General features: G+C 57.7%; 9 protein-coding genes. 3 read left to right on the plus strand and 6 right to left on the minus strand.

Annotation, left to right across the window (positions count from 1 at the left end):
- Window positions 1-64 precede the first annotated feature (64 nt).
- Entirely contained in the window at window positions 65-844 is a 780-nt protein-coding gene (locus tag C8265_RS13765) for an SDR family oxidoreductase (RefSeq protein WP_108484600.1), read from the minus strand.
- Between the two features lie 259 nt (window positions 845-1,103).
- On the opposite strand from C8265_RS13765, the gene C8265_RS13770 reads away from it, so the two are divergent.
- The 3 genes from C8265_RS13770 (at window position 1,104) to C8265_RS13780 (ending at window position 5,518) form a co-directional block, all read left to right on the plus strand.
- Entirely contained in the window at window positions 1,104-2,111 is a 1,008-nt protein-coding gene (locus C8265_RS13770) for a Hint domain-containing protein (protein WP_108484691.1), read from the plus strand.
- A 136-nt stretch (window positions 2,112-2,247) separates the two neighbouring features.
- Window positions 2,248-3,855 (plus strand): peptide chain release factor 3, encoded by a 1,608-nt coding sequence (locus C8265_RS13775; RefSeq protein ID WP_108484601.1) that lies wholly within the window; start codon window positions 2,248-2,250, stop codon window positions 3,853-3,855.
- Between the two features lie 184 nt (window positions 3,856-4,039).
- Window positions 4,040-5,518 carry a DEAD/DEAH box helicase gene (locus tag C8265_RS13780; RefSeq protein ID WP_108484602.1) on the plus strand — a complete coding sequence of 493 codons (1,479 nt, stop codon included), beginning with the start codon at window positions 4,040-4,042 and terminating at the stop codon, window positions 5,516-5,518.
- A gap of 71 nt (window positions 5,519-5,589) precedes the next feature.
- On the opposite strand, the gene C8265_RS13785 is transcribed toward C8265_RS13780, so the two are convergent.
- From C8265_RS13785 to C8265_RS13805, 5 genes are read right to left on the minus strand one after another with little or no spacing between them, the layout of a single operon-like run.
- On the minus strand, window positions 5,590-7,257 hold the full coding sequence (locus C8265_RS13785) for a ribonuclease J (protein ID WP_108484603.1): 1,668 nt from the start codon (window positions 7,255-7,257) through the stop codon (window positions 5,590-5,592).
- On the minus strand, window positions 7,254-8,033 hold the full coding sequence (locus C8265_RS13790; RefSeq protein ID WP_108484604.1) for a type III pantothenate kinase: 780 nt from the start codon (window positions 8,031-8,033) through the stop codon (window positions 7,254-7,256). Before C8265_RS13790 ends, C8265_RS13785 begins: the two co-directional genes overlap by 4 nt.
- An 11-nt stretch (window positions 8,034-8,044) precedes the next feature.
- Complete coding sequence (locus C8265_RS13795; protein WP_108484605.1) at window positions 8,045-8,794, minus strand: biotin--[acetyl-CoA-carboxylase] ligase; 750 nt, start codon at window positions 8,792-8,794, stop codon at window positions 8,045-8,047.
- On the minus strand, window positions 8,784-10,220 hold the full coding sequence (gene nuoN, locus C8265_RS13800; protein ID WP_108484606.1) for an NADH-quinone oxidoreductase subunit NuoN: 1,437 nt from the start codon (window positions 10,218-10,220) through the stop codon (window positions 8,784-8,786). The genes C8265_RS13795 and nuoN overlap by 11 nt, the downstream gene beginning before the upstream one ends.
- A 21-nt stretch (window positions 10,221-10,241) precedes the next feature.
- Window positions 10,242-11,783 (minus strand): NADH-quinone oxidoreductase subunit M, encoded by a 1,542-nt coding sequence (locus tag C8265_RS13805; RefSeq protein WP_108484607.1) that lies wholly within the window; start codon window positions 11,781-11,783, stop codon window positions 10,242-10,244.
- Between the last annotated feature and the right edge of the window lie 19 nt (window positions 11,784-11,802).

Raw genomic sequence — 11,802 nt, forward strand, 5'->3', positions numbered from 1 at the left:
TAACGGTCGGGCTTGCATCCCGGAAGTAACAGCGCCCCCGGCCCGTTTCAACCCCACCCGCCCCTTAGAACGTCGCAAGTACCGCGCCGCCATCAAGAAGGATATTCTGCCCGATCATGTATCCCGCGTGCTGCGAACACATGAACGCACAGGTCTGACCGAACTCTTCGGCAGTGCCATAGCGGCGCGCGGGAATACCGGCGGCGCGCTGTGCGCTGGCCTCTTCCATCGAAATGTTCTGCGCTTTGCTCACGCCCTGGTCCAAAGACACGGCGCGATCCGTGGCGTGGATGCCCGGCAAAAGATTGTTGATCACAACCCCATGGGGCGCGACCTGACGCGCGGTGCCCGCGACATACCCGGTCAGCCCGGCACGCGCCGAATTGGACAGGCCGAGCACCGGATTGGGTGCTTTGACTGACATCGAGGTGATGTTGACCACCCTACCCCAGCCCCGGTCGATCATGCCCGGCACGCTGGATTTCATCAACGCAATCGGCGTCAACATGTTGGCATCCAGCGCCTTGATGAAATCTTCGCGGTCCCAATCTGACCAGACACCGGGGGGCGGGCCGCCTGCGTTGGTGACCAGAATGTCGATATCACCCGCCGCATCCAGAACCGCGGCCTGCCCATCAGCCGTGGTGACATCGCACACCACCGTGTCGACCTTCACGCCAAATTCGCTGCGAATCGCCGCCGCTGCCGCCTCCAATGCCTCGGCCCCGCGTGCATTCATCACCAGATCAACGCCCGCCTCGGCCAAGGCCCGCGCGCAGCCCAACCCCAATCCTTTGGATGATGCCGTCACCAAAGCCCGTTTGCCAGAAATCCCAAGATCCATATCGCCTCTCCCCGTGGTTCAACCCCAGCTACCATTCCCACGGCGCAGACAAAAGGCCAGTTGCACGACAAACAAGACCCACGCAATCAGGCGAAAACCACACCATTATATTCAAATCCAAAACAATAACCGCTTTTGGTTGACCAAAGTTTGGCCGGTTCTTAACCTTTGTTCTGCTATGGCGGTGGGGTGTTGCCAAAGTGGGTCGTGCAAATGATCCGCCGTGCGCAACAGCCGCAAACAACATAGTGGGCTGCGGATGACCAATGAAGTGACCATCACGACCGAACCGGCACAAAGTGTTGCGGTTTACCGTTCATCTGCGTTTTGCGCAATTGACGGGGCCAACCTGGGCGATCCGCTGTCCCATGCGGACGAATTGAACCTGGGCGATGTTTACATGCTGGCACCGCAATCAAAACGCCCACGCCTTGCGCTGACCCCCACGCCAACGCCGGGGCGCATGGCCATCGCCGCCGATACCGAATGCGGCTGGGTCGGGGCCGCGCTGCATCTTGATAGTTGCGCCACATTCATGACGCCCGATGGCTCCACAGTCGAAGCGCTGATTCTGGTCGAATTGAATTCTGACAATGCCAGCGTCGCTGAAATCTATCTGTTCCCCCTTGCCCGGCTGAAACCAAAAATCGGTTATTCCCTTGTTGCCCTCGACAAGGCCAGCGCCCTGGCGCGCTTTGCCGAAATCGCCTGTGTGTCGTTCACCCGGGGCACCCGCATTACCCTCGCCTCTGGTCGGCAAATCGCGATTGAACGGATTGGCGTTGGCGATGCGGTTCTCACCCGCGATCACGGCCCGCAAAAGGTGCGGTGGATCGGCCAGCAAACTGTGCGCGCCACAGGGGCGCTTGCGCCGATTCGCATCACCGCCGGAACGCTGAACAACGATAACGATCTGCTGGTCAGCCCCAATCACCGCCTGTTCATCTATCAACGCCACGACCACATGAAGGCAGGGCGCGCCGAAGTGTTGGTAAAGGCGAAACATCTGGTCAATGACGAAACGGTTTTGCGCACCGATGGTGGGTTTGTGGATTATTTCCAAATCCTGTTCGACCGCCATGAAATCATCTATGCCGAAGGGATCGCCGCCGAAAGCCTGATGGTCAACACCCGGGTGCGCGCCGCCCTGCCCCGCGATGTACAGGATACTGTTGCCGGGGGCGGTGCGCCCTTGGGCGTGGAACTGGGCCGCGCCAAACAGGGCACCGACACGGCCACCCTTTTGCGCGCCGCATCATCGCGATAACCAACATTTGCGCCACAGACCCACGGGCCCCGCTTTTGTGACAACAAAAGTGGGGGGCATGGCGTGACGCGTCAGCGTCTCTGCCAGATCACAGCACCGCATTGCGCGCGCCCCGCCACCCCGCTATATCGCGGCCATGTTGGATCATACCTCAAACGCCCCCACCCTGCCGCCGGAGATTGCCCGGCGCCGGACCTTTGCTATCATTTCCCACCCGGATGCCGGCAAAACCACGCTGACAGAAAAATTTCTGTTGTACGGCGGTGCCATTCAGATGGCCGGCCAAGTGCGCGCCAAAGGCGAGGCGCGGCGCACCCGCTCGGATTTCATGCAAATGGAAAAGGATCGCGGTATTTCGGTATCTGCCTCGGCGATGTCGTTTGATTTTGGCACCTATCGGTTCAACCTTGTCGATACCCCCGGCCACAGCGATTTTTCCGAAGATACCTATCGCACGCTCACTGCCGTCGATGCCGCGGTGATGGTGATTGATGGTGCCAAAGGCATTGAATCCCAAACCAAAAAATTGTTCGAAGTGTGCCGCCTGCGCGATCTTCCGATCCTCACGTTCTGTAACAAGATGGACAGGGAAAGCCGCGACACATTCGAAATCATCGACGAGATTCAGGAAAATCTGGCGATTGATGTTACCCCTGCATCCTGGCCCATTGGTGTCGGGCGTGATTTTCTGGGATGTTACGACATTCTTCATGATCGTTTGGAATTGATGGATCGCGCCGACCGTAACAAAGTCGCCGAATCGATCAAGATCAACGGATTGGATGATCCAAAACTGGCCGAGCATATCCCAGCCGGTCTTTTGGAAAAGTTGCGCGAAGATGTGGAGATGGCCCGAGAATTGCTGCCTGTCTTTGATCGTCAGGCGTTTCTTGATGGCACTCTGACCCCGATTTGGTTTGGCAGCGCCATCAACAGTTTTGGCGTCAGGGAATTGATGGACGGGATTGCCGAATTCGGCCCCGTGCCACAGCCACAGCGCGCGCACCCCCGCCAGATTTCGCCCGGTGAACCGAAAGTAACCGGTTTCGTCTTCAAGGTGCAGGCGAACATGGACCCAAAGCACCGCGACCGGGTGGCGTTTGTGCGCCTGGCGTCGGGGCATTTCTTGCGCGGTATGAAACTGACCCATGTGCGCAGCAAGAAAACCATGTCAGTCACCAACCCCGTGCTGTTCCTCGCGTCGGACCGCGAATTGGCCGAGGAAGCCTGGGCCGGCGATATCATCGGCATTCCCAACCACGGGCAGTTGCGCATCGGTGATACACTGACCGAAGGCGAGGCATTGCAGGCCGTCGGCATCCCATCCTTTGCGCCGGAACTTTTGCAAAACTGCCGCGCGGGCGATCCGTTGAAATCGAAACACTTGGACAAGGCCCTGTCGCAATTCGCCGAGGAAGGCGCGGCAAAGGTTTTCAAACCGATGATTGGCGCGGGATTTATCGTTGGCGTTGTCGGTCAGTTGCAGTTCGAAGTGCTCGCCAGCCGAATCGAGTTGGAATACGGCCTGCCTGTTCGATTCGAGCCGAGCCATTTTCAATCGGCCCGCTGGGTGAATGGCCCCCGCGACGCGGTCGAAAAGCTGGTCGATGGCAATAAAAGCCACATCGCCCATGACAGCGACGGCGATATCGTGTTTTTGACCCGCCTTCAGTGGGACATTGACCGTGTCGAGCGGGATCATCCCAAGGTGACCCTGACGGCAACCAAGGAAATGATGGTATAATTGCGAAACACTATGCCGAAAACCCGCCTGATTGACCACAAAACAGCGTGCCACATTGACGCTGCGCCTCTGATATACTAGCGACAGACCCACGCGCGCCCTGCCCAACGGCAGGCTTGGCCATCCGGGCCCGCGCATCATTGACGTACGGGCCAAGGATCGGTCCGTTAACACGCGGAACCGCATGACAAAATTCTCTGACTTGAATCTCGACCCGAAAATCACGAAAGCCATCGCCGAGGCGGGATACGATACCCCCACCCCGATCCAATCGGGGGCGATCCCCGCCGCCTTGCAAGGGCGCGATGTTTTGGGAATCGCCCAGACCGGCACAGGCAAAACGGCCGGCTTTACCCTGCCGATGATCCATCTGTTGGGCCGTGGCCGCGCCCGGGCACGGATGCCCCGCAGCCTGGTGTTGGCACCGACACGCGAATTGGCGGCGCAGGTGGCCGAAAATTTCGACACCTATTCGAAATACACCAAACTGACCAAGGCACTGCTGATCGGCGGCGTTTCGTTCAAGGAACAGGATCTGCTGATTGATCGGGGTGTCGACGTTTTGATCGCAACTCCGGGGCGTTTGCTGGACCATTTCGAACGGGGCAAACTGTTGTTGACCGGTGTGCAGATCATGGTGGTGGATGAGGCCGACAGGATGCTCGACATGGGGTTCATTCCAGATATCGAACGCATTTTCAGCCTGACACCTTTCACCCGCCAGACGTTGTTTTTCAGCGCCACGATGGCCCCCGAGATTGAGCGGATCACCAACACATTCCTGTCCAATCCTGAAAAGGTGGAAGTGGCGCGTCAGGCCACGGCATCGGAAACCATTGAACAGGGCGTGGTGATGTTCCGCGCCTCGCGCAAGGACCGCCAGGCCAGTGAAAAGCGCAAGATCCTGCGCGCATTGATTGATGGCGAGGGCGAGAAATGCTCAAACGCCATCATTTTTTGCAACCGCAAGACAGATGTTGATATCGTTGCCAAATCGCTGACGAAAAATGGCTATAACGCGGCCCCGATCCATGGTGATCTGGACCAGTCGCAGCGCACGAAGACGCTTGAATCCTTCCGCGAGGGCGGATTGCGGTTTCTTGTGGCGTCGGATGTGGCCGCGCGCGGGCTTGATGTGCCGGCCGTGAGCCATGTGTTCAACTTTGATGTGCCATCCCATGCCGAAGATTACATTCACCGCATTGGCCGCACCGGTCGCGCCGGGCGTGATGGCAAGGCGATGATGATTTGCGTCCCGTCAGACGAAAAAAACCTCGATGATATCGAACGTCTGATCGGCAAACCCGTTCCGCGGTTGGAAAACCCGCTGGGCGAAACACCCGCCGCCGCGCCCGAGGAACACTCGGACGATGCGCCAAAGCCAGAAAAGCGCAGCCGCAGCCGCACCAGAAAGCCCAAGGCGGAAACGCCCGTCGAGGCCACCCCAGAGGCGGCAGCCGAAGCCGCAACGCCCGCACCACAGCCAAAACCAGAGCCCGCGCCAGAGCGAAAGCCAGCCGCCGAGACGGAAAAGGAACAGCCGCGCGGACGCGGTGGGCGGGGCCGCAACGACCGCCACGATCACGGTCAGCCCGTTGTCGGCATGGGCGATCACCTGCCCAGTTTCATCGCCAAAAGCTTTGACGAGCGGCGCACAGGTTAAATCCTGACAGTTAATGAAAAAGGCCCCGAGGCGGAAACGCCCGGGGCCTTTTTTATTGTCTTGGCACTGGCTCAGCTCAGGCGGCTGACCACCACTGTCACCTCAGGCTTGCGGCCCAATTCGGTGTTACAGGTGTTGCGCACGGCGCGGCGCAAGGCATCGTCAAGTTTCGCATCATCCACCAGTACCTTGTCAGCGGTGCGACCGATCAACTGAGCCAGATCCGCCTCGAGCACATCAATCACCGACGCGCCAGAACGACCGGTTTCCGGCAGCCCCATGGTTTCAACCCAAGGATCACCCAAGGGTTCATCGTTTTCATCCATGATCAAAGTCACAATGGCATGACCGTTCAAAGCCATACGGATACGATCGCGCACAACCCCATCCAACGCCCCGATTTGCACCGTTCCGTCCAGATAGGTCCGGCCGGTTTCAACATATTCCACGACTTTCGGTTCGTTGCCCGACAACGACACACAGGTGCCATTGGGGGCCAAAACCGAAATGCGCCCCTGTTCATTGGTCATTTTGCAGTGTTCGCGCAGATGGCGGTGTTCGCCATGCATCGGGATCACCATCTGGGGTTTCACCAGATTTTGCATTTCCAACAGGTCAGGCCGGTTGGCATGGCCCGACACATGATACATGCCGTCGTTGTCATCCACCACATCCACACCCATTTCCGAATAGGCGTTGATGATGCGGTACACGCCACGCTCATTCCCTGGAATGATCTTGGACGACATCAGAAATGTGTCGCCCTCTTTCATCGACATGCCTAGATATTTGCCCCGGGCCAATTGCGCCGATGCCGCGCGGCGTTCGCCCTGTGATCCGGTCACGATCAACAACAGACTGTCGCGTGGAAGATCGCGCGCCTCTTCGACAGGAATGGTGTTGGGAAAATCCGAAAGCACGCCGGTTTCGACCGATGCCTTGATCATCCGCTGCATCGCGCGGCCCAACAGGCAGACCGACCGCCCCGCCTTTTCCCCGGCCACGGCCAACGTACGTACCCGCGCCACGTTTGACGCAAAGGTGGTGGCCACAACCATGCCCGATTGCGCCGCAATCAGTTTGGTAATGTTGTCGCCCAATGACGCCTCAGAGCGGCCCGGATGGCCGGAAAACACGTTGGTCGAATCACAAACCAGAGCTTTGACACCATCTTTGGCCACCTCGGCCCACAATTCGGGGTCATATGGTTCACCGACAAGTGGGGTCTTGTCGAGTTTGAAATCGCCCGTGTGAATAACCCGGCCTTCGGCACTGTCGATGACCAAAGCACTGCTTTCCGGGATCGAATGTGAAATTGGCAAGAACCCAACCTTGAATGGGCCAGCCGTGGTCATTTCGGGCCAGGCGGATACGATTTTCACCTGTTCGGGATCCTGGCCTTGTTCTTCCATCTTGCGCTTGGCGTGGCTGGCGGTGAAGGCCCGGCAATACACCGGCACCCGCAGACGCGACCAAAGAAGGCCAATCGCGCCGACGTGATCTTCGTGGGCGTGGGTAATGAATATGGCATCCAGCCGGTCACGCCGCTGCGCGATCCAGTCGATATCGGCGAAAATCAGATCAACACCCGGTGAGCCATCCATATCAGGAAACGTCACGCCGATATCAACGATGATATACCGCTCTTTGCCAGCCGGGCCATAGCCGTAAACATAGCAGTTCATGCCAATCTCCCCGGCACCGCCGAGGGGAAGGTAGATTAATTGTTGTTTGCTCATACGCTTTGGTTTTCCTTATTATAGCGATGAATCACGGTCAAACCGTGCATTGTCAGTTGGTTTTCATAGGCGTCAAACAACGCCTCGCTTTGCTGGAACAACGGCGCCAGCCCGCCGGTTGATATGATTTTCATCGGGCGCGCGCGCTCGGTTTTGATCCGGGCGCAGATTTCGCGCACCAATCCGACATAGCCCCAAAATACCCCCGACTGCATACATGCCACCGTATTGGTGCCAACAACGCATTGGGGTTTCGATATATCCACATTCGGCAGCGCCGCGGCGGCCCTGTGCAATGCCTCAAGCGATAGGTTGACGCCGGGCGCAATCACCCCGCCGACATAGGCACCATCATGGGCCACGACGTCGAATGTCGTTGCAGTACCGAAATCAACCACTATCAAATCGCCACCATACAGATCGTGCCCCGCCACCGTGTTTACCAAACGGTCAGGGCCCACTGCAGTTCCCGCGTCAACGCGCACATCGATGGGCAACAGGCATTCTGGTTTGCCCACTACAATCGGGCGGCAGTTGAAATAACGATCCGACAACACCCGCAGGTTGAACACCACCCGCGGCACGGTGGATGAAACGATCACCTCGGTAATCTCGACGTCAATCTTTTGAAACGACATCAGGCTGGACAGCCAGACATAATATTGATCTGCCGTGCGCTGCCATTCGGTTGAGGTGCGCCATGTCGCCAGGAATTTCGCGCCGTCCCAGATGGAGAACACCGTATTGGTGTTGCCGCAATCAATGGCCAATAACATATCCGGCCTCCTTAAAAAAACACATCGGCCGCTGAAATGGCGCGCGGGCCCTTTGCGGTGATCAACACCAATTGGCCGCTGTCGTCCACCGTGTCAAATGTTCCTGAAATTTCTTCGGTTGGTGTGCGCGCGGTTATACGTTCACCCAGCCGCGCGGCATTGCGCATCCAGCGATCGCGGATCTGGCCGAACCCCAGCCGTTCCAGAATCGCCTCTTCCGTGGCATAAAATCCGGCGAGATTTTGCAAGAACACAGCAGGCGTAACTGCCGCGCCGCCCTGTTCGGCCAAGCTGACCGGGGGAAATGCGGCATCCCGCACCAACGGCGCGCTGGCCAGATTGACGCCGATCCCGATGGACAGCGAATCCACCTGCCCCCCTTTGCCAATACTCTCAAGCAATATGCCGGCGACTTTGCCATTGTCCAACAACACATCATTGGGCCATTTGTTGGCCAGCCGCGTGCGATCAACATACAGGGCAAGGGTTTCAAACAGGGCATTCGCCGCCAGAAATGATCGCAGCGCCGCGCGCGCCGGGCTGGGCCCCGGGCGCATGATCAACGTGGCGGCAAAATTGCCCTTGGGCATCGCCCAAGCACGTCCGCGCCGCCCTTTGCCCGCGGTCTGGCGTTCGGCAATAATCCAGGTGGGCAACGCCAGATGCGGCGCCTGACGCGCCGCCTCGGCATTGGTGCTGTCGACTTCGTCCAATGTGATCCGGGCATAGCCCCCGGGCCAACGGCCCGGATCAGTTGACAAGGGTTGCCGCCGCCAGGGCCGCGGCGTTTTCAATCCCAAACAGGTTGACCACGCCGATCACCATTGCTGCCGCAGAGACCATCAAAAAGCCCCACAAGATCGGCGATCCACCGGTATCGAGGCCCTCGTCATCCTTGCCGAAATACATCAGGAACACGATGCGCAGGTAATAGTACGCGCCAATCGCCGAGGCCACGGCAGACAACCCAACCAACCAATACAAGTCAGCGTCGATTCCGGCCTGCCACACGCCGAGTTTGCCGAAAAAGCCCAACATCGGCGGCACACCTGCAAGACTGAACATCAGCACCAAGAGCGCCAAGGCACGGGCAGGTTCGCGTTTGGCATACATGTTCAGCGCCGAAATATTCGTCACTGCCTGACCGTCTTTTTCCATCGACAGGATAAACGCGAATGTGCCGATGTTCATGGTGACATAGATCGCCATGTAAATCAGCATCGCCTGAATGCCAAAGGCCGTGCCTGCCGCCAGACCGATCAACGCATATCCCATATGCGAAATCGAGGAATAGGCCATCAGGCGTTTGATATTGTTTTGGCCGATCGCGGCAATTGCCCCCAGAAACATCGAGGCCACAGCCAGCAAAACGATGACCTGCTGCCAATCACCGACCACGCCACCAAATGCATCATGCAAAACCCGACCCAAAAGCGCGATTGCAGCAACCTTTGGCGCCGCACCAAAGAACGCGGTGACCGGTGTGGGCGAGCCTTCGTAAACGTCGGGTGTCCACATGTGGAACGGTGCGGCCGAAACTTTGAAAGCAAGGCCCGAGATAATGAACACCAGCCCGAACAACAGGCCAAGGGGCGCATATCCTTCGCCAACCGCCGTAATGATCCCGGCAAATTGCGTGGTACCGGCAAACCCGTAGGTCAACGAACACCCATAAAGCAACAGGCCCGAAGACAGAGCGCCCAGCACAAAATATTTCAGCCCGGCCTCGGTCGATTTCACGCTGTCCCTGCGCAGTGATGCCACAACATAGAGCGCCAGCGATTGTAGCTCCAAGCCCATATAAAGCGTGATCAGATCGGCCGCGCTGACCATGGTCATCATGCCAATCGCCGACAGAACAATCAGGATCGGGTATTCGAACCGCAACAGATTGCGGCGGGTCATGTATCCCTCGCTCATCATCAGAACGGCGGCTGAGCTGAGCAGGATCATCACCTTGGCAAAGCGCGAATAGCTGTCATTGATAAAGCTGCCGCCAAAAACGACATGGGTGCCATCAGACAACCCGATATAAATCCCGGCAGCGGCCAAAACGGCCGAGGTGACCCAGATCAGCATCGGCGCTGTGCGGTCCTTGCCCGTGTAAACCCCAAACAACAGCGCAGCGAGCGCAAAAATGGCCAGGCAGAGTTCGGGCAGGACAGACTGTAAATCGGCGGATGTCATAGCGTTTCTTAACTCCGGGGCCTAGTTCTGGACGACAGCGGTGGTATCGCCCGCATCGATCAGCGCGGTGTCGAATTGTGAAATCAGCGCCTCAACCGAGGGGCCGGTGATATCGGTGACCAGGCTGGGGTAAACGCCCAACAAAATGGTCATGACAACGAGAGGTGCGAAAATCGCCCGCTCGCGCGTTGTCATATCGGTGATGGATTTCAGGGATTCCTTGATCAGATCACCCATGACCACACGGCGATACAACCACAACCCATAAGCAGCGCTCAGGACAACGCCCGTTGCCGCAATCGCCGCAACCCATGTGTTGGCCTGGAAAACACCCATCAGCGTCAGAAATTCCCCCACGAAACCGGATGTGCCGGGCAGGCCAACATTGGCCATGGTGAAAAGCAGGAAGATCAGCGCGTAAACCGGCATCCGGTTAACCAATCCGCCATAGGCGTCGATTTCGCGGGTGTGCATCCGGTCATAGATGACGCCAACACACAGAAACAGCGCGCCCGAGATGAACCCGTGCGAGATCATCTGGAAAATCGCCCCATCCAACCCCTGTTGGTTCATGCTGAAAATCCCGGCGGTCACATATCCCATATGTGCGACCGACGAATAGGCGATCAGCTTTTTCATGTCCGATTGCGCCAAGGCGACCAATGAGGTGTACACAATCGCAATCGCCGAAAGCCACAACACCATCGGTGCGAAAAGCTCTGATGCAAGGGGAAACATCGGCAGACTGAACCGCAGAAATCCGTACCCGCCCATCTTCAGCAAAATCGCCGCCAGAACAACGGAACCGGCCGTTGGTGCCTGAACGTGCGCATCGGGCAACCAGGTATGCACAGGCCACATCGGCATTTTTACCGCGAACGAAGCGAAAAATGCGAGCCACAACAGGGTTTGCATGCCACCAACGATGTGGATGCCCAGAACGCTAAACGACTCTGAGCCGAAATTATGGGCCAGCAGCGTCGGAATATCGGTACTGCCTGCATCAACATACATGGCAATCATCGCCACCAGCATCAGAACCGACCCAAAGAACGTATACAGGAAAAACTTGAACGATGCGTAAATGCGGTTTGCCCCGCCCCAGATGCCGATGATCAGGAACATCGGGATCAGGCCGGCCTCGAAGAACAAATAGAACAGCACGATATCAAGTGCGCAGAATACGCCCAACATCAATGTTTCCAACAACAGAAACGCGATCATGTATTCCTTGACCCGCAGTTTGACATCCCAACAGGCCAAAATCGTGATCGGCATGAGAAAGGTGGTCAGCATGACAAACAGCACCGAAATGCCATCAACGCCCATCTTGTACTGCAGCCCCATCAGCCAATCGTGTTCTTCGACGAACTGAAACCCGGTGTTGTTGGCATCAAACCCGGCCAGAATGAACAGGCTCAGCAGAAATGACGCCGATGTGGCGATCAGCGCCATGTATTTGGCATTGCGCTGCGCCGCCTCGTCATTGCCCCGCAGGAAAATCGCCAGGATCAGCGCAGCCAAGGCCGGCAGGAAGGTAACGATGGAAAGAAGGTTGTCCATTAGAATAATCCATTCCGCC

The sequence above is a fragment of the Oceaniglobus ichthyenteri genome (assembly GCF_003057885.1).
Taxonomy (GTDB): Bacteria; Pseudomonadota; Alphaproteobacteria; order Rhodobacterales; family Rhodobacteraceae; genus Oceaniglobus; species Oceaniglobus ichthyenteri.